This window comes from Acinetobacter sp. FY683, from assembly GCF_059515885.1.
On the sequence record NZ_JCAKNA010000024.1, the window covers coordinates 22,311 to 39,678 of the forward strand.

The window sequence follows — 17,368 nt, forward strand, 5'->3', positions numbered from 1 at the left end:
TTTTTTGTTCCGTTTGTTAAAAATATGCAACCTTATATTTTAGTTCTATATTACAGTAAAAATGGCTCAACAAAAGAGATGGCACATTTAATTGCAAATGGTGTTGAGTCTGTAGGAATGGCTGTGAAAATTCGCACAGTTCCAAATCTATCGACAGTGGTAAAAGAAGCAGAGCCAAGTATTCCTAGTGATGGTGATATTTATTGTACTTTGGATGATTTGGCAAATTGCTCAGGTTTAGCATTAGGTTCGCCTACACGTTTTGGTAATATGGCATCTGAGTTAAAATATTTCTTAGATCAAACAACTAGTCTATGGTTAAACGGTGCTTTACATAATAAGCCAGCAAGTGTGTTTACAACTTCAGGTTCTATGCACGGTGGTCAGGAAAGTACATTATTAACAATGCTTCCGCCATTGTTCCATCATGGCATGATGATTTTGGGACTGACGAATGCAAAACCAGCTTTGTCGAATACTAAAACAGGTGGAACACCTTATGGTGCATCACATGTGAGCGGCCCAAGACATGATTTAAGTTTAAGCCAAGATGAAAAATGCTTATGTGAAGAGCAGGGGCGGAGACTTGCGGAAACAGCGTTGAAGTTGTTGAAATAAAAATAAAAAGGAGAATATTAATTCTCCTTTTTTTCTGCCTTAAAGCGTTTGCCACATTTGCTGCATTGGTAATCTAAGAAAATGTTTTGATCGACAATAACACCTGCTTTTTTACCTACACGATGACCAAGAAAGCCACCTGTAATCCCTATACTAATTGCACCAATAAAAGTGCCTACAGTTCCACCCACAATAATACCTAAAGGTCCTGCTACCGTACCAATGGCAGCACCAATGGATGCACCTGATGCAGCACCACCCACAGTACCAGCAGTTGCACCTGCACCGCTGAGCAATACGCCACCTAATTTCTGAAGGCTTTGTTCATGGTTGCGTTGTTCAATTTCACTAGATCCACATTTAGGGCATTGCATGCTGATGTTCCTCTTCCTGAATCTTTATTGTTGCATGGTTTAATTTTTTGTTCTTAGCTAATTATGCCAAAAAACACGTGAAAGTTTAAAAGCTTAGTGAAAATAAAAAAGCATGAAAAAAGCGCCATGAGAGGCGCTTTAATATGAAAATGCTCGATTAGTCGCGAACAAATTCAACTGTGCCATTTGCTAAAGATTTAACACGTGCTAAAGATTCTACACGGTAACCTTTTTCAAGAAGCAAATCACGACCTGGTTGGAATGATTTTTCAATCACGATACCAATACCAATGACTTCAGCATTTGCTTGATGAATTAAGTCTGCAAGACCTAAAGCTGCTTGACCATTTGCCAAGAAGTCATCAATGACTAATACTTTGTCAGTTGAACTGATGTGCTTGTTTGAAATTGCAATTGTGCTTTCAATTTGCTTTGTGAAAGAGAAAACTTTAGAACGATATAAATCATCTTTTAATGTTAAAGATTGATATTTACGTGCAAAAATTACAGGAACACCAAGTTCTAAACCAGCCATGACAGCAGGTGCAATACCTGAAGCTTCAATGGTAATGATTTTTGTGATGCCCGCATCTTTGAATAGACGAGCAAATTCTTGACCAATGAGTTGCATCATTGCAGGGTCAATTTGGTGATTTAAGAAAGAATCGACTTTCAGAACTTCCTCAGAAAGGACGATACCTTCAGCTAAGATTTTCTGTTCAAGTGCGTGCACGGGAGAATCCTCAAGAGCAGTTGCTTTTTAAAGCAAAAGCGTATTTTAAAAAGCAACTGAAAAAATGCAAGCATAATTGGGAAAATTAATTAATTTGTTTGACCTTTATAACTTGTTAATAACAATCCATAAGAGGTTTTTTTATCAACATGCGTTACTTTTACGGGTAAATAGTCTAATTTGGGTGCTAACCAAAAAATAGTTTCACGTCCTGGTTTGTCATGTTTTAAAACGACTTTCATGGTATCGAAAGTACCATAATTGGTTGTTACTTTCTCATTTCCTTGTTTTACAAATTTACGAGACTCAATTTCTTTTGCATCAGCAAGTAAATAATTAGATCTTAATGTTCCTTTTTTCAAGTCTTCACGTAATTGTAGTTCTGCATTTAACTCATCTAAAACACCTGCTTTCCAAGCAAATGAGCGAGATTTATCATCTTTTTTAGTATTAATTAATTTTGTACTTGGATTGAAGTTAATAGTCATGGTGTTGTTATGAACAAGAACTTTACTTGTACGACTGAAACTTGAAGATGAAATTTTTCCTTTATTGAAAGTAAATTTACTTATTTCTGTTGCCGAGGCTAAGCCTACTGCCTCAGCATTAAATACATAAAACCAATTTTTTCCAGATTGATTTAAAGTACGTATTGCAGTGCCAATATTTTTATCATTATAGCTAAATTGGTAATCTGCTTGAAAAGGATTCATTGCAAAAGTTTGACTTGAAATTGAGCCAAAAATTGCTGTCATTGTAAATGCAGAAGTAAGGCCGAGTGTTTTTAAAATTTGTTTAGCCATATCTGTAATGTCCTATTCCTATTAAGTAATGGAGGTTCAGTTCCATTGCTTTTAATTTATCTTAATGATTATGCATTTAGATCATGAAGATAAATCTTAGGTTTATTTCTTTTGTGTTGCATAAATGTAGCATTACACATTTTATTGCATTATTTGTTCTTTCTACGCTATGACGTAACATCAGATTCATTTACATCTGTATCCATACGCTCACTCGACATTTTATTAAGAAGTGCCATTAAGTTGACGTTTCCAAAAACAACAAGCTGAGCTTCCCGAAGTACAGCGTGATTTACATTTACTTTGGCCAAGGTTTCAATAATTGATTTATTTTTACCTAACCAACGATTTAAGTCTAAATGAAGTAAATCATCTTTAACCTTAATGACATTAAGCTTTTCTAAAATTAGACCTAAGGGATCTTTATTTAAAACTTTTTGATAGAACCATAAAGCACATTTCACTCCACCTTTATGGAAAATATTTGGATATTTTGCATCAAGGATAGATGTTTCACTAATTTGTTCAAATACAACAAGCTGCTTCTTTTTATTGAGCTCCATAAGTACAAGCTTTAAATCGACCGTTAATGTGATTTTTAGACCGTTATAATCAAGTGTGGCATATAAGCGTAACCAATCATCATGTAAATCTGCATGAAGATCTTTAAGCATTTTTACGTTATCTGTGACAAATCGTTGGAATGTTGCATTTAGAAACACTTGTGACATTGGAAATTCACGTTCGTCTTCAATGTAATCTTCAGCTTTTTGATAAGCTTGTTTTAAGCGTTTGGATATGTTTGAAATGAGCGTTTGCATGTCGTGTTCCAATGATAGGGTACCTTTGACTCGAGTTACTTTAATTGTATTAAAAAATCGAGTTTATCGCTTGCAGTTTAGCAAAATAAATAGCACCATTTTCAATAGTTTATAAGCTTAACTTATTTATTGATGGGTTTCACTTTTATCTACAAGAATAGATAATTTGATCAATGTTATTCTGTTTTTACAGTTTAGGAAAACTGACTTTTGTCCGTTTATTGTGATGTCAATTAAAACATTTTTAACACCCTTTAAAAGCCATTGGTGGCAAGATTCTCTTTTTACTGCAGCATTGTTGATTGCAGGACTTCTTCATCTTTTTGTTTTAACACTACAATTTGCAGAACCAAAGGAAACGGATACGTCTACAAAAGATATTGCAGTTTCTATTCGACCTGCTGAAAAAGAAGTAAAAAATGCCGATTTTTTAGCACAAGAAGATCAGCAAGGTTCTGGTACTTTTCGTGAAGCTCATCGGATATCGAGTGATATGCCTGCTGCTGTTGAAGATGTAACAACGGGTAATCAACAGCTTGAGAGTTTAGAACAAATGCAACAACAGCGTGAATTAAGCTTTGAAGAAAAAGTATTAATGACCACATTAAGTTGGAAAAAAGAAGCAGAGCAAAATAACCGTAAAAAAGCGATGGAGCAGCTCAATAGCCAATTTCAAGCCAAAGCGGCAATGGTTGCAAGTATTGAAGCGCAATATTTAAAACGTCAGCAAAATTTTAGCCGTACACAAAAAGTAAAAACATTAGATGGTATTCAGGCAAAAAAAGATGTTTCGGCTGCTTATATGGATAAATTCCGTGAAAAAGTAGAATTTTACGGTAATCGTCATTATCCAGATCAAGCTAAACAAATGCGTTTGTCTGGTGAGGTTCGCTTAATGGTCATTTTGAATGCAAATGGTGGTATTCGTGCAATTCGATTAATTGATAGTTCGGGACATTCTATTTTAGATGAAGCTGCTAAGGCATCTGTTCGTAAAGCAGCACCTTATGGCGCATTCGACGCTAAAATGAAAGATATTTCAGAGCTTAGAATTATTCGGACATGGCGTTTTGACCCTGCCGAAGCAGAAATTGAAGTGAACTAAATTTCTCTCGCTAATTCTTTCCTTACAGAAAAGGTTGGCTAAATTTTCCAAAATAAAAAAAGCGAGCCGTAGCTCGCTTTTTTCAATTTAAAATTAATCTTGTTCTAAATAAGGGTTTTCAAATCCTAATTTAGCAAGAATTTCGATTTCTAGTGCTTCCATTTCATCGGCATCTTCATCTGAAGTTTCATGGTCATAGCCCATTAAATGTAAAGTGCCATGTACAAGCATGTGAGTGAAATGTGTAAGTGGAAGTTTATTTTGTTCCTGAGCTTCACGTAATACAACAGGAATGCAAATGACTAAATCACCAATAGGAAATGAATCTAAAATTTCAGCCATTTCATCGGGAAGATCACTAGGAAAAGATAAAACATTAGTCGATTTATCTTTTCCTCGATATTCTAAATTGAGTTTATGGCTTTCATCATTATTCACACAAGCAATACCAATTTCACAATCGCTTTGTGTGTCGATATGACGTAAAGCTGTTTCTACAACTTTCTTAATATGAGCGCGTTTCAAGACCAATTCAGGTGCTTGAAAATCCTGTTGTAGTGAAAGACTAAGCTTCAAAACAAATCCTTAAATTATGTTTAAATTAGTCTTGTGCATCTGCTGCTGCATCATTTTCAGCAATTAATGCAGCTTGGAGCGCTTTACGTTCCGCGCGAGCTTCGGCACTAAGACGTTGTTGTTCACTGTCCCATCCTTCGTATGCTTCAACAATTTTTTGAACCAATTGGTGACGCACAACATCTCGAGAATGAAAGCGAGTAATATGAATTTCTTTAATTTTCTCAACAACACGTAATGCGTGCGATAAACCTGATTGTTGCCCTCGAGGTAAATCGACCTGTGTTACGTCTCCAGTAATCACAGCACGTGAACCAAAACCTAAACGCGTTAAGAACATTTTCATTTGTTCGGGTGTTGTGTTTTGTGCTTCATCGAGAATAACGAAAGAATGATTGAGTGTGCGACCACGCATATAAGCGAGAGGGGCAACTTCAATGACTTGGCGTTCAATAAGTTTTGCAACTTTTTCGAAACCAAGCATTTCGTATAATGCATCGTAAAGCGGGCGTAAATAAGGATCGATTTTTTGAGTTAAATCACCGGGTAAGAAACCGAGTTTTTCACCCGCTTCAACAGCAGGTCGAACCAATAAAATACGCTGAATTTCATTACGTTCTAGCATATCTACTGCAGCTGCTACAGCAAGATAGGTTTTACCTGTACCTGCGGGGCCAATACCAAATGAAATATCACTTTGTAAAATACGTTGTACATAGCGTTTTTGGTTGGCACCACGTGGGTTAATACGACCTTTACGTGTTTGAAGATAAACATCTTCTAGACCTGTGTGCTCTTGGTCTAAATCTGTTTGTAGTTCACGGTCTGTTTGGCTACCTTGAATCATGAGATGCAAGGTATCAGCGGAAATTTGTTGAGAAGTTTCGGCTTCGGTATACAGGCGCTGGAGCAAACTTTCGGCTCTCTCGACTGCATCTATATCACCATCGACAAAGAATTCTTCGCCACGATGGGAAAGTTGGACATTTAAACGTTGTTCGATTTGTTTTAGATGACCGTTATAAGCACCTAACATACTTTTTAAACGGTCTACCGAAACACCAGGAAAAGCTACTGTACGTCGAATCGTTGCAGTCAAGAGAGTTCCTTAAAAGTAATCTTGTTATAGCCCTACATTACGCCACGTCAGGTTCAAGATTCAAGAGCTCACCGTAAACTAAATTTAAAGTTTTTATTTCAGTGATTTCAATTTCTGCAAAGCGACCAACCCACGAAGCATCACCAATAAACGTGACATAACGTGTGTTGTCTGCTGTACCCACTAAAAGATCAGGGTCTTTGTCAGAAACTTTTTCAATAAGAACACGTTGGATTGTACCGAGCATTGCATCTGTTTTATCAATGCTTGAGCGTTTAATCCATTTTTGTACTAAAGATAAACGTTCTTTTTTCACATCTTCAGGAATTGTATCTTCCAATTCTGCCGCAGGTGTTCCCGGGCGTTTTGAATAGACAAAGCTGTAAGAGTGGTCAAAGTCCATATCTTTAATGAACTGATACGTTTCTTCAAAGTTCTCATCTGTTTCACCAGGGAAACCAATAATGAAATCTGAAGATAAATGCATGTCTGGACGCACTTTACGTAATTTCGCAATTTTTTCGATGTAAACATCAATTGTATGGTTACGCTTCATAGCCTGAAGTACATCGTTTGAACCACTTTGTACTGGTAAATGAAGATGAGAAACCATTTGAGGTAAATCACGGTAACATTGAATTAAGTCATCGTTAAATTCAAGTGGATGCGATGTTGTATAACGTAAACGACCAATACCTGGAATTTCTGCAACTAAACGAAGTAAATCTGCAAATGTGCAAATTTCACCTTCGAATGTTTCACCACGGTAGCCATTTACGTTTTGTCCTAATAATGAAATTTCACGAACGCCTTTTTCTGCAAGCGTTGCAATTTCAGCAAGTACATCGTCTAGTGGGCGTGAAACTTCTTCACCACGAGTGTAAGGAACTACGCAGAAAGAGCAGTATTTTGAACAACCTTCCATAATTGAAACAAATGCTTTATGACCTTCAACGCGCGGTTCAGGTAAAAAGTCGAATTTTTCAATGTCAGGGAAAGAAATATCAACCAGTTTGATTTTTTCTTTTTTCGGTTTTTCAACTTGCTCAAAATGTTGATCAAGCATTTGTGGTAAACGGTGTAATGTTTGTGGGCCGAAAATCATGTCGACATAATTGGCACGTTTTTGAATGTTGTCACCTTCTTGAGAAGCAACACATCCACCAACACCAATAATAAGATCAGGATTTTTTTCTTTAAGCTTGCGCCAGCGACCTAACTCAGAGAATACTTTTTCTTGCGCTTTTTCACGAATAGAACACGTATTCATAAGTAGAATATCGGCTTCTTTCGGGTCTTTAGTTAGCACGTATCCGTGTGAGTCGCCTAGTAAATCTGCCATACGGTGACTGTCATACTCATTCATCTGACACCCTTGCGTTTCGATGAACAGTTTTTTGACTGAATCGTTGGCTGGGGTGTGCTGTGGCTGGGTAACAGTGTTTTCTGAGGCAGCTTGGGCACTATTGGGAATGAAGGTTTGAACCGTCATGTAGGCTCCTGAAGGATAAATCTTTATGAAACATGCTCTTATGGTAGGATTTTAGACCTAGTGATTTATCACATGGGTTCTATCTACAGTAAATGTTGAGCAAAATTCAAGGAATGTAAGAAGGCGCATAGTTTAGCAGGAAAATATCAAAAATTTATAATTTAAAATAAGTGCGTATTTTTATTGATTTATGAAGGGAAAATGTTTGAAAATTAATATTGTTTAATCATAAGGTTACACAACAGAACAATAGCGTTATTCTAAACTAACTAAACTATTCGGTGCTGTTGGTTAATTTCTATATATAAAAGGCACAGTAATGAAAGAAAGCACAAGCATGCTCACAATGATTGAAAGACAAAAACAACGCTATAAAAGTCTTGTGCTAAGTATGAGTTCCTTGTGTATTGTTTCTTTTGCGCATGCAGGAAATGAGCAGTTCAATGATGCATTAAGAGCTGCGAATTCAGGCAACATTCAAGCCTTAGAACAATATCAAAATTCTATGCAAAATGATGTTCTAGGCTATTACCCAGAATATTGGAAATTAAATAGAAACCTTGCTTCACAACCTGCAAGTGCGATTATTGGTTTTGCACAGCGCTATCCTCAATCTGCTATGGCTGAAAAATTGGCAGCAGATTATGTAGAAGAAAAGGTAAAGCAAACAGACTTTTCAAGTCCTTTACCCGTTTTACCTTATGTGACGAATCCTGACCAAGCGGAAAGTTGTGCAATGGCACAAGTACGTGCACGTTCAGGTGATCCATTGGTTTATGCAGAATTTAAAGATGTTTGGTTAAGCACAAATTCTCAATCTGATTTTTGTCATGGTTTGGCACGAATGATGTCCTCTAGCCCTTTAATGACAAAGGAAGATAAAGAGCAGCGCCTTTGGGGGCAATTACGTTCAGGAAAGAGTGGTCAAGCTGTTGCAACAGCTCAAAGTTTAGGACTGAATTTAACACTAGCTCAATTCAATTCTATTCAGGCCAATCCTGCAAATTATCTTTGGTCTGCATCTAAAAGCTCAGATGCGGATTATGCGTATTTAATTTTTGCAGTTGGGCGTTTAGCAGATAGTGATTTGAATTTAGCATTATCTTCTGTAAAGCGCACTGCTGATGGTACGCCTGAGATCATTCAAAAGGCGTTGTATCGAACTGTGGGTTATATTGGCGGTACCACGGTCATGAAAAATAATTTCAATAAAGACGTTCTGGATTTGCTAGATGCAAGTTATGGTTTGCCATATAGTCCTGAAGAAGCTGAAATTTATGCTCGTCAAGCTATTCGTTTTAGTGAGTGGGAAAGCCTTATTCGTGCCATTGATGCCATGTCTGTAACACAACGCCAAGAAGAGCGTTGGCAATATTGGTTAGCGCGTGCGTATGAGCAACGCTCAGATTCTGCTTCAAAGCGAACTTCAAAAGAAATATTTAAAAAGCTTGCTGATGGTACGGGATATCACAACTTATTAGCAAAAGATCATGTTGGTGAAACTTATAATTTATCGTCAAATTATGAACCTTCAAATAAGGACATTCAACGCTTAAGCCAAGATGTTCATTTTAGTCGTGCATTTGCATTAAGAGATGTAGGTGCACCCGTTGTATATATTAATCGTGAATGGAATTGGGCTGTTCGACAAGCTTATTTAAAACATGATGATGAGCTTATTCTTGCTGCTGCGAAACGAGCAACAGATATGGGATGGTATGATCGCGCAATTTATGCAGCAGATCGTACGGTAAATAAGCATAACTATGTGTATGGCTATGCAACACCACATCGTGATTATGTTGTGAGTCATAGTCGAAATGCTGGAATTGATCCTGCTTGGGCTTATGGGCTTATGCGTCAAGAAAGTCGTTTTAATACAGATGCACGTTCACACGTTGGTGCAGGTGGTTTAATGCAAATTATGCCAGAGACAGCAAAATTGGTTGCACGCAAAATGGGGGAGACCTATAACCCCGCAGCATTGACTGATACGAATGTAAATATTCGATATGGAACATATTATTTATCGACTATTCAGAGTCAATTAAGTGATAATTCTGTGCTTGCAACAGCAGGATATAATGCAGGACCAAACCGTGCACGCCGTTGGCAACCAGAATATCAAAGTATTGCAGCAGATCAGTACACAGAAACTATTCCATTGAGTGAAACACGTGATTATGTAAAACATGTCATGACAAATGCTGTTCATTATGGTTTATTGCTAGGACAAGGTTCACAATCTATTGGTCAACGGATGCAGGTCATTCCTTTGCGTAACGTAGCGCAATAGTCGTAATACAATTAAAGTCATTTGCTTTAATGGGTCAGATAAAAATGAGAAATGCTTTGAAACAAAAAATGATAAGAAAAAGTGTGCTTATGTTAAGCACGCTTGGTTCATGTTTTGTTGCACCTCATCTTTATGCAAATAAACCTGTTGGCTATGTTTTGGAAATTCAAATGACACCTGCGATGTGTCTTCTAGATACATCTAAAGTGAAAAAGCGGAAGTGTTTAGAAGGGTATACCTTAAATATTCAAGGTTTATACCCTGAAACTTCGCGTAAAGATTGTATGACTGACTCATCTGCTACACTGCCACCTTTACAGGCGAAAGTTGTTGCACGCGTTATGCCTGATGAAGCAGCACGACGCCAATTGTGGAGTGCTGTTGGTGCTTGTACAGGAACAACCGCAAGTCAGTATTTTAGAACAATTATTAATTATGCAGATCGTTTGAATATTCCATCTGTGATGACAGAGCAAGAAACACATCAAATTCATACCTTAGCATTACAAACAATGTTTATCCGACTAAATAAAGGTTTGACATCAAATGCTATCAGTTTTAGGTGTGTGAAACATCGTGGTACAAATTATTTAACGACATTAAATGTGTGCTACGCACAAAATGGACAATATAAGTCGTGTTCTAATAAAGTCGTTTCAAATTGTCCAAATACTTTTACGATTAAAGGCTCTTACTAGGCTTTTTCATAGTTTAATTTATATTTTCTATCAGACTTTTGTTCAATTAGATTCTGTTTTACATGCATCAGACGAATGATTGGAGTACAATCTTTGCCGTTTATGATGATTAAGATTAAATAGAACAGCTATTTAATTGCATTGACTATCCTCTCAATTGGAGATAATTACATGAAGCAAGCAGTTCGTGTTGCCGTTACTGGCGCAGCTGGTCAAATCGGTTATAGCTTATTATTCCGTATCGCAAGCGGCGAAATGTTAGGTAAAGACCAACCAGTTATTCTTCAATTATTAGAAGTTCCATTTGAGAAAGCTCAAGCTGCGCTTAAAGGCGTAATGATGGAACTTGACGACTGTGCATTCCCATTGTTGGAAGGCATGATCGGTACTGATGATCCTAAAGTTGCATTCAAAGATGCTGACTACGCTTTATTAGTTGGTTCACGTCCACGTGGTCCTGGTATGGAACGTGCTGAATTACTTAAAGTAAACGGTGAAATTTTCATTGGTCAAGGTCAAGCACTTAACGAAGTTGCTAGCCGTGACGTTAAAGTTCTTGTTGTAGGTAACCCTGCTAACACTAACGCTTATATCGCAATGAAATCTGCTCCAGATCTTCCAGCTAAAAACTTTACAGCAATGTTACGTCTTGACCACAACCGTGCGTTAACTCAACTTGCTCAAAAAGCTGGTGTTGCAGTTTCTGATATCAAAACGATGACAGTTTGGGGTAACCATTCTCCAACAATGTATGCTGACTACCGTTTTGCAACTGTAAATGGCGAAAGCTTAAAAGACAAAATCAACGATGCTGTTTGGAACAAAGATGTGTTCCTTCCAACAGTTGGTAAACGTGGTGCTGCGATCATCGAAGCACGTGGTTTGTCTTCTGCAGCTTCTGCTGCTAACGCTGCAATTGACCATATGCGTGATTGGGCTCTTGGTACAAATGGCGAATGGGTAACTATGGGTATTCCTTCTGACGGTTCTTATGGTATTCCTGAAGGCGTAATGTTCGGTTTCCCTGTAACTTGCGAAAATGGCGAGTACAAAATCGTTCAAGGTCTTGAAATTGATGAATTCAGCCGTGAGCGTATCAACTTCACTCTTGATGAGTTAGAAGGCGAACGTGCAGCAATTGCTGACATGGTTAAATAATTTAGTCTTTTAGATTAAGTTATAAAAAAAGCACCTCAAATGAGGTGCTTTTTTATACAAAAAATACAGGAATAATATATTTTATTTTTATAAAACCTGTTATAAGGATTTAAATAATAATAAATTTTTTAAGGAGTTGCGGAATGTCAGATGTGAACATTACACTGGAAACATTATTCCAGAAGCTAGGACTGGCTTCTGATGAAAAAGATATGGATTCTTTTGTCGATTCGCATCAACTGACTATAGGTGTAAAGTTAGAAGGTGCACCATTTTGGAGTGATGAACAGCGCCAATTTTTAGAAAACTATAAATCAAAAAATGATGAGTGGGCAGTGATTATTGAATTATTGGATGAGCTTTTACATGGTGAATAACTTAATAAGTGTAAAAATAACTGATTGTCTGAAGTTTAAATATTGGTTGTTGCGTATTAAAAAATAATGTCATTTAGAATGAGAAAAGTATTTAAATTATTGGGTTTAAGTTAAGGCTTGTTGTACAAAAAATAACAACCATTCAAATTGTTAGTGTTAGATTCATAGTTGTAAGTAAAGTAAGTCGATGAGATTGAATCATGCTAGATATGGATGTAACACAAGAGTTATTATTTCAACAATTAGGATTGGATAGTTCAGAAGAAGGAATTCTAAAATTTATTAGTACACATCGATTAGATTTAAATACATCGATGCCTGCTGCTGAGTTTTGGACTGATTCACAACGTGATTTTATTGTCAGTCATTGGAAAAAAGATGATGAATGGGCAATGGTGATAGATCAACTGAATGAACAATTGCATGACGATTGATTAAGTTATAAATAGAAACATAATATTTAAACATCGGACTAGTTTTGTTGATGTAATTCTTATAAGCTGATTAAATAATAAACTACAAATAAGTTGATAAGGAGGGCGAAAGCTCATGCAGAACAAACCATCCTTAGAATTATTATTTTCACAACTCGGCTTAGCCAATAGTGCTGCTGCAATTGAGCTATATGTACGTACACATCAACTACCAGCAGATGTTTCACTTCATGATGCACCTTTTTGGAATAAGGCACAGCGTTCACTTCTTATTAGTCATTTAGTTCAAGATGATGATTGGGCAATTTGGATTGATGAGTTAAATCAACAATTACATTTAGATGCTTATAAATTACAACCTGTTTAAACTTATGACCTAAAAAGATAAAAGCCTCGAAAGAGGCTTTTATCTTTTAAAAATTAAAATTTTCAAATTTAATGGAGTTTGCTTTGTAAAATCTGCTTAAACCATTGTTCATCTTGGTATGCTTTAAAAGCAGGGTGTTGCGTCAAAATTTCAAAATCATAAAGTGGTGTTTGACTGTATTTTGTGAGCCAGTGACGAGTCATTGATGGTTCATTCTTCATAGCAGATGCATACGCTAAAAAGAAATAGATATCGCCGTGCTCAAGCTTTGCCATAGGCTTCATAATTTGTTGTGTAATAATGGCATAGCGTTCTTCATGCGTGATTTCAAAGAACATCATGTAGGCTTTTGCCAAATGCAAAGAAAGATTGATATATAAATCGAGAGGCATTTCTTCAAACTCAATACGAGCTTGCTCTAAAAGTACAATCGCTTCTTGTAAAAAGTGAACTTGTTCTTGGCGAATATCACTGATCATGACCAATTGAAGACGTAAATCAGCTCGTTCCAATGCAAGTGTGGGTGTGTTTTCTTGCAAATAAAGTTGGTCGGTTTCACCAATACGTTGAATAATTGTCTTTGTGTTTTCGCGCATCGGAACATCCTCATTGAATCATCTTTACTATATGAGGATGTTTTTATAGATTTAAAGTTACAAGATAGAATCGTTATGGCGCAGCCATGCAGTAATAGATAACCTTTGATGTTTTGCTTCTAATACTTCATGCAGTAAATCACTTTGGAATAATGCTAATCGATTAGGTTTGGGGTGTATGGTGTGCCATTGATTGTTTTTATCTTGTAGACGTAATTCACCGCCCCAATCATCTTGCCAAGTTTCATGTAAATAATAAACGGCAGAAAGAATACGACCATTTTTACCTTGTGGATTATCACGATGCAATGCATAAAATTCACCTGCGTTATAGCAAGCAAAATGTGCTTCTACATTATTGATTCCTAAATAAAATGTACGATTAAATTGTTCTGCAAGTGCATAAAGCATTTTTGTATGTTGATGCGATATTTTTAATTCTTCATGTAGCCATAAAATATGATCGCTACGTATGTTTGAAACAATACCATTTTGAATTGCAGCATCTCTAAACTGGTTTAAGTGAGATGTACATTCTTCTACAAGTTGATGAATATACTCAGAAGAATAAGCATCATCAATGATTGAGAACCCATGTTGATCTAAATCATCTAAGATTTGATCAACATTCCAAGACTTTGGGAGAAGGACTGCTTCCATTAATTAAAACTCAAAAAAATATCTGTTCGCTATTAGAACAAGATATGCTTCTGAATGAAACTAAATTTCATGCTAAAATACTCGTTGATATGAGGAATAAATGAAACATGAATTACCGTCACCATTACCATGCAGGCAACTTTGCCGATGTCATGAAGCATGTATTATTGCTTCAATTACTGACTCGACTCAATGCAAAAGATAAACCTTATCGCTATGTAGATACGCATGGTGGTGCTGGTAAATATGATTTATCGACATCTGAAGCACAAAAGTCTGGTGAGTTTTTAACGGGTATTCACCGTTTAGTTAAACTTGATGACTCTATTAAGCGTAATGCACCCGAAGGTGTTCAACAATATTTAAAAGTTGTTGAAAACATGCGTGAAAATTTTGGCAAAGGTGCATACCCTGGCTCACCATGGTTTGCCTTAGAAGGCATGCGTGAAATAGATAAAGCGACTATTTTTGAAATGCAACGTGATGTTTTTCAACAATTACGCCACAATATTTTTGATAAGCGTGCAGGCTTACATGAGCGTGATGCTTATGAAGGTCTTTTAGCTGTTCTTCCACCTAAAGAAAAACGTGGTTTGGTGATGATCGATCCTCCATATGAAGTGGAGCGTAAAGATTTCCCTCAATTGGTTGAGCTAATTGTTGCTGCATATAAAAAATGGCCTACAGGTGTATTTGCTATTTGGTATCCAATTAAAGACCGCGCGATGATTGAGCGTTTTGAAAAGAAAATGTTTAAAACAGGAATTCGTCGTCAATTGGTATGTGAAGTATGCGTATGGCCAGATGACACACCTGTTGGTTTGAATGGTTGTGGTTTATTGGTTATTAACCCACCATGGAAGTTTTCTGAAGATGCTGATGAAGCGTTACAATGGTTGTTCCCACATTTACGCATGAGCGAAAATGGCGGACATGCTGCTGTACGTTGGTTAGTTGGCGAATAAGTTAAAATAAATCAGAAATGGTCACATTTAGGAATAAACAATGACAAATACAAATAAACCTGAACGGGAAATATCTTCAACGAAAGAAAGTACCTTCGATGGAATTACTTTTGAAGTGGAAGAGGAAGAACATACCCATGAAGGACAGAAAGTAAAGCGTCGTGGTATCTATCTGTGGCCAAATTTGATTACAACTGCAGCGTTGTTATCAGGATTTTACTCGATTATTGCGAGTATGAATCAAGACTATACGCATGCTGTTTATGCAATTTTTATTGCAGCATTATTGGATGGTTTGGATGGTCGTGTCGCACGTGCCATTGGTGCACAAAGCCCATTTGGAGAGCAGTTTGATTCATTGTCAGATCTGCTTGCATTTGGTGTGGCGCCCGCTATTTTAATGTATAGCTGGAGCCTTCACGATTTAGGCCGTATTGGTTTAGCAGCCTGTTTTGTCTATACAGCATGTGCAGCATTTCGTTTGGCACGTTTTAATGTGCAAATAGGAGTGGTGGATAAACGCTATTTTATTGGTGTTGCAAGTCCACTTGCTGCAGTAATGATTATTTCATTGGTACTTGTAGCTCGAGATTTTCCAGAAATATTTGACTTACAAGCTTTTGGTAGTCAAGTTTTTAATGCTGTGATCATCATTGCTGTGGGTTTACTTATGATTTCAAACATTAAGTATTACTCATTTAAAACGGTGGAACGCAAGCGAGTTCCATTTTTTGTTTTACCTATTATTGTCTTTATTTTTGCTGCAGTCACTTACAACATTCCTGTCGGTATATTTGTGATTTCTATCATTTATGCATTATCTGGTTTTGTTACAACATTCTTGGCACGAAATACGTCAAAAACATGATGAATTAGAATGAGGAGTTCGATATGGCATTGTTTTTCGATTTATTGGATCAGTCAAAACAATGTAATCGAGCTTCTCTAAATTCACTCGATCAACTCCCTTATCATGCACCAAATAATAAATATAAAATTACCCATCACGCATTAATCATTCCAAATCTTCCAGCGCCTTTACATTATTTTAATTTTTATAGTTTACTTGGGCAGCCAAGCGCACCTATTTTACAAAATGAAAGTAGTATCAATACTTATGCTTTAGATACAGCTACAGTATTTAATAGTGTAAGTGCACAAATGGCTGGTTCTCTTCACTCATATTCAATTCAAAAAGATTGTTCATTTTTACAAAATCAAATTCAGTTTTCAGATTGTGAACGTATTAGTGGTTCTTTTCCTAATTTCATTATTCAAAGAGAAAGTGAGGAGTTAAGTTTTAAAATTAAAATTACAGCTACAAACACAGTTTCACATTTTTTAAAATTAAGAATGGCGTTGGCAGAATATTGGTCTGTATTGTGCAAATGCGAAGGAGAGATTATTTATAAACAACAAAAAACAAAAATAGACCATTTAGGAACATTTGATTTTGCAAGAACAGTGAATTTTCCATACATTCCTTTTGCTTTTTATAGCTATCTAATTGTGAATCTTAAAAATGATAGACAACTTATTTGTATACAAATTAGAAATGAGATAAATCAAATATTGCAATCACGAATGTATTTGCGAGATGGGGATAAACAAATAACACAGGTTTATGATGAGTGTGTGGAATTTAATATTTATAGAGTCTATCCAAAAATAAAAACACCAAATGGTCTTGATATGTATTTACCTAGAGAGTTCGAGTGGAGGTCTGTGGCAAAAGATGGTGTTCAAATTATTTTGAGTGCACAAAGTCGGGGTGATTTTAAGTTTGGGCTTGGAGCAGGCTATGTTGGCAGTTTTAAATATGTTCTAAATATTAATAATGAAGAAGAAATGGGGGGTGGTGGTTATTGTGAATATATTGATTGTCGTGCTTTGAGGTGGCAAGAGCATAATAAGGACGAAAAAAATTATAGATTTAAAGATGAAATTATTCCATTTATGACCAAAAAATAATAAAAATGGGTGTTTTTGATCGAATAATCACCGCTTGATAGAAGAAAAATAAAAAAAGTGAAAAAGGGGGTTGTATTGGAATGGGAATGCTGTAGAATGCACATCCATCGGCGGTGATGAAGATTAAAACTTCTGATAAAACAGCAACTTAGCACTAAGTGTTAAGATTGGGTTTTAGAAAGAAAGTTTAAAATAATTTAAATTACCAGTTGACTTTCTAGAGAT

At 36.3% G+C, this 17,368-nt stretch carries 20 protein-coding genes; 11 read left to right on the forward strand and 9 right to left on the reverse strand.

Annotated features, from left to right (window positions below; genetic code table 11):
- The first annotated feature begins 24 nt into the window (after positions 1 to 24).
- Positions 25 to 618, forward strand: a complete 594-nt coding sequence (wrbA, locus tag AC5YDH_RS11700) for an NAD(P)H:quinone oxidoreductase (RefSeq protein WP_496119725.1) — start codon at positions 25 to 27, stop codon at positions 616 to 618.
- Between the two features lie 17 nt (positions 619 to 635).
- Here the strand turns inward: wrbA and AC5YDH_RS11705 are convergent, their stop codons facing one another.
- The 4 genes from AC5YDH_RS11705 to AC5YDH_RS11720 form a co-directional block, all read right to left on the reverse strand.
- Entirely contained in the window at positions 636 to 992 is a 357-nt protein-coding gene (locus AC5YDH_RS11705; RefSeq protein ID WP_496119727.1) for a hypothetical protein, read from the reverse strand.
- 157 nt (positions 993 to 1,149) lie between these two features.
- The gene (locus tag AC5YDH_RS11710; protein ID WP_496119729.1) at positions 1,150 to 1,725 is read right to left on the reverse strand and encodes a xanthine phosphoribosyltransferase; all 576 of its coding nucleotides are present in this window, start codon (positions 1,723 to 1,725) and stop codon (positions 1,150 to 1,152) included.
- Between the two features lie 89 nt (positions 1,726 to 1,814).
- Entirely contained in the window at positions 1,815 to 2,528 is a 714-nt protein-coding gene (locus AC5YDH_RS11715; protein WP_496119731.1) for a DUF3108 domain-containing protein, read from the reverse strand.
- Between the two features lie 167 nt (positions 2,529 to 2,695).
- A complete protein-coding gene (locus AC5YDH_RS11720) occupies positions 2,696 to 3,349 on the reverse strand; it encodes a hypothetical protein (protein ID WP_496119733.1) in 654 nt (217 codons plus the stop codon).
- Positions 3,350 to 3,575: 226 nt separating this feature from the next.
- Between AC5YDH_RS11720 and AC5YDH_RS11725 the strand changes: the two genes are divergently transcribed.
- On the forward strand, positions 3,576 to 4,454 hold the full coding sequence (locus AC5YDH_RS11725; protein WP_496119734.1) for an energy transducer TonB: 879 nt from the start codon (positions 3,576 to 3,578) through the stop codon (positions 4,452 to 4,454).
- Positions 4,455 to 4,547: 93 nt separating this feature from the next.
- On the opposite strand, the gene ybeY is transcribed toward AC5YDH_RS11725, so the two are convergent.
- From ybeY to miaB, 3 genes are read right to left on the reverse strand one after another with little or no spacing between them, the layout of a single operon-like run.
- Positions 4,548 to 5,030 (reverse strand): rRNA maturation RNase YbeY, encoded by a 483-nt coding sequence (ybeY, locus tag AC5YDH_RS11730; protein ID WP_496119736.1) that lies wholly within the window; start codon positions 5,028 to 5,030, stop codon positions 4,548 to 4,550.
- Between the two features lie 25 nt (positions 5,031 to 5,055).
- Positions 5,056 to 6,129 (reverse strand): PhoH family protein, encoded by a 1,074-nt coding sequence (locus tag AC5YDH_RS11735; protein ID WP_496119737.1) that lies wholly within the window; start codon positions 6,127 to 6,129, stop codon positions 5,056 to 5,058.
- A gap of 37 nt (positions 6,130 to 6,166) precedes the next feature.
- A complete protein-coding gene (miaB, locus tag AC5YDH_RS11740; protein WP_496119738.1) occupies positions 6,167 to 7,621 on the reverse strand; it encodes a tRNA (N6-isopentenyl adenosine(37)-C2)-methylthiotransferase MiaB in 1,455 nt (484 codons plus the stop codon).
- A gap of 319 nt (positions 7,622 to 7,940) precedes the next feature.
- Between miaB and AC5YDH_RS11745 the strand changes: the two genes are divergently transcribed.
- From AC5YDH_RS11745 to AC5YDH_RS11770, 6 genes are all read left to right on the forward strand, one after another.
- The gene (locus AC5YDH_RS11745; protein ID WP_496119739.1) at positions 7,941 to 9,917 is read left to right on the forward strand and encodes a lytic transglycosylase domain-containing protein; all 1,977 of its coding nucleotides are present in this window, start codon (positions 7,941 to 7,943) and stop codon (positions 9,915 to 9,917) included.
- 68 nt (positions 9,918 to 9,985) lie between these two features.
- Positions 9,986 to 10,615: a ribonuclease T2 family protein gene (locus tag AC5YDH_RS11750; RefSeq protein WP_496119740.1), complete on the forward strand. Its 630-nt coding sequence runs from the start codon at positions 9,986 to 9,988 to the stop codon at positions 10,613 to 10,615.
- A gap of 171 nt (positions 10,616 to 10,786) precedes the next feature.
- Positions 10,787 to 11,773 (forward strand): malate dehydrogenase, encoded by a 987-nt coding sequence (locus tag AC5YDH_RS11755; protein ID WP_496119741.1) that lies wholly within the window; start codon positions 10,787 to 10,789, stop codon positions 11,771 to 11,773.
- A 143-nt stretch (positions 11,774 to 11,916) separates the two neighbouring features.
- Positions 11,917 to 12,150 carry a DUF2789 family protein gene (locus tag AC5YDH_RS11760; protein ID WP_496119743.1) on the forward strand — a complete coding sequence of 78 codons (234 nt, stop codon included), beginning with the start codon at positions 11,917 to 11,919 and terminating at the stop codon, positions 12,148 to 12,150.
- A 200-nt stretch (positions 12,151 to 12,350) separates the two neighbouring features.
- A complete protein-coding gene (locus AC5YDH_RS11765) occupies positions 12,351 to 12,584 on the forward strand; it encodes a DUF2789 family protein (protein WP_496119745.1) in 234 nt (77 codons plus the stop codon).
- Between the two features lie 115 nt (positions 12,585 to 12,699).
- Entirely contained in the window at positions 12,700 to 12,951 is a 252-nt protein-coding gene (locus AC5YDH_RS11770; RefSeq protein ID WP_496119746.1) for a DUF2789 family protein, read from the forward strand.
- A gap of 68 nt (positions 12,952 to 13,019) precedes the next feature.
- Here the strand turns inward: AC5YDH_RS11770 and AC5YDH_RS11775 are convergent, their stop codons facing one another.
- Together AC5YDH_RS11775 and AC5YDH_RS11780 are read right to left on the reverse strand one after the other, a co-directional pair.
- On the reverse strand, positions 13,020 to 13,547 hold the full coding sequence (locus tag AC5YDH_RS11775; protein ID WP_496119748.1) for a hypothetical protein: 528 nt from the start codon (positions 13,545 to 13,547) through the stop codon (positions 13,020 to 13,022).
- Positions 13,548 to 13,604: 57 nt separating this feature from the next.
- On the reverse strand, positions 13,605 to 14,207 hold the full coding sequence (locus tag AC5YDH_RS11780) for a 2OG-Fe(II) oxygenase (RefSeq protein ID WP_496119750.1): 603 nt from the start codon (positions 14,205 to 14,207) through the stop codon (positions 13,605 to 13,607).
- A 107-nt stretch (positions 14,208 to 14,314) separates the two neighbouring features.
- On the opposite strand from AC5YDH_RS11780, the gene AC5YDH_RS11785 reads away from it, so the two are divergent.
- Genes AC5YDH_RS11785 through AC5YDH_RS11795 form a run of 3 tightly spaced genes read left to right on the forward strand, consistent with a single transcriptional unit; the run spans position 14,315 to position 17,143 of the window.
- Positions 14,315 to 15,172 carry a 23S rRNA (adenine(2030)-N(6))-methyltransferase RlmJ gene (locus tag AC5YDH_RS11785; protein WP_496119751.1) on the forward strand — a complete coding sequence of 286 codons (858 nt, stop codon included), beginning with the start codon at positions 14,315 to 14,317 and terminating at the stop codon, positions 15,170 to 15,172.
- A 40-nt stretch (positions 15,173 to 15,212) separates the two neighbouring features.
- Positions 15,213 to 16,040 carry a CDP-diacylglycerol--serine O-phosphatidyltransferase gene (pssA, locus tag AC5YDH_RS11790; RefSeq protein WP_496119753.1) on the forward strand — a complete coding sequence of 276 codons (828 nt, stop codon included), beginning with the start codon at positions 15,213 to 15,215 and terminating at the stop codon, positions 16,038 to 16,040.
- A gap of 23 nt (positions 16,041 to 16,063) precedes the next feature.
- Positions 16,064 to 17,143 carry a DUF6670 family protein gene (locus AC5YDH_RS11795; protein WP_496119754.1) on the forward strand — a complete coding sequence of 360 codons (1,080 nt, stop codon included), beginning with the start codon at positions 16,064 to 16,066 and terminating at the stop codon, positions 17,141 to 17,143.
- Positions 17,144 to 17,368: the final 225 nt, after the last annotated feature.

Excerpts from the sequence above, each read along its gene's own strand:
- AC5YDH_RS11720 (WP_496119733.1), bottom strand. The coding sequence starts at position 3,349 with ATGCAAACGCTCATTTCAAACATATCCAAACGCTTAAAACAAGCTTAT.
- AC5YDH_RS11755 (WP_496119741.1), top strand. The coding sequence starts at position 10,787 with ATGAAGCAAGCAGTTCGTGTTGCCGTTACTGGCGCAGCTGGTCAAATC.
- wrbA (WP_496119725.1), top strand. The coding sequence starts at position 25 with ATGCAACCTTATATTTTAGTTCTATATTACAGTAAAAATGGCTCAACA.
- AC5YDH_RS11760 (WP_496119743.1), top strand. The coding sequence starts at position 11,917 with ATGTCAGATGTGAACATTACACTGGAAACATTATTCCAGAAGCTAGGA.
- AC5YDH_RS11770 (WP_496119746.1), top strand. The coding sequence starts at position 12,700 with ATGCAGAACAAACCATCCTTAGAATTATTATTTTCACAACTCGGCTTA.
- AC5YDH_RS11785 (WP_496119751.1), top strand. The coding sequence starts at position 14,315 with ATGAATTACCGTCACCATTACCATGCAGGCAACTTTGCCGATGTCATG.
- AC5YDH_RS11745 (WP_496119739.1), top strand. The coding sequence starts at position 7,941 with ATGAAAGAAAGCACAAGCATGCTCACAATGATTGAAAGACAAAAACAA.
- AC5YDH_RS11750 (WP_496119740.1), top strand. The coding sequence starts at position 9,986 with ATGATAAGAAAAAGTGTGCTTATGTTAAGCACGCTTGGTTCATGTTTT.
- AC5YDH_RS11715 (WP_496119731.1), bottom strand. The coding sequence starts at position 2,528 with ATGGCTAAACAAATTTTAAAAACACTCGGCCTTACTTCTGCATTTACA.
- AC5YDH_RS11775 (WP_496119748.1), bottom strand. The coding sequence starts at position 13,547 with ATGCGCGAAAACACAAAGACAATTATTCAACGTATTGGTGAAACCGAC.
- AC5YDH_RS11795 (WP_496119754.1), top strand. The coding sequence starts at position 16,064 with ATGGCATTGTTTTTCGATTTATTGGATCAGTCAAAACAATGTAATCGA.
- AC5YDH_RS11705 (WP_496119727.1), bottom strand. The coding sequence starts at position 992 with ATGCAATGCCCTAAATGTGGATCTAGTGAAATTGAACAACGCAACCAT.
- pssA (WP_496119753.1), top strand. The coding sequence starts at position 15,213 with ATGACAAATACAAATAAACCTGAACGGGAAATATCTTCAACGAAAGAA.
- AC5YDH_RS11765 (WP_496119745.1), top strand. The coding sequence starts at position 12,351 with ATGCTAGATATGGATGTAACACAAGAGTTATTATTTCAACAATTAGGA.
- AC5YDH_RS11725 (WP_496119734.1), top strand. The coding sequence starts at position 3,576 with ATGTCAATTAAAACATTTTTAACACCCTTTAAAAGCCATTGGTGGCAA.
- miaB (WP_496119738.1), bottom strand. The coding sequence starts at position 7,621 with ATGACGGTTCAAACCTTCATTCCCAATAGTGCCCAAGCTGCCTCAGAA.
- AC5YDH_RS11780 (WP_496119750.1), bottom strand. The coding sequence starts at position 14,207 with ATGGAAGCAGTCCTTCTCCCAAAGTCTTGGAATGTTGATCAAATCTTA.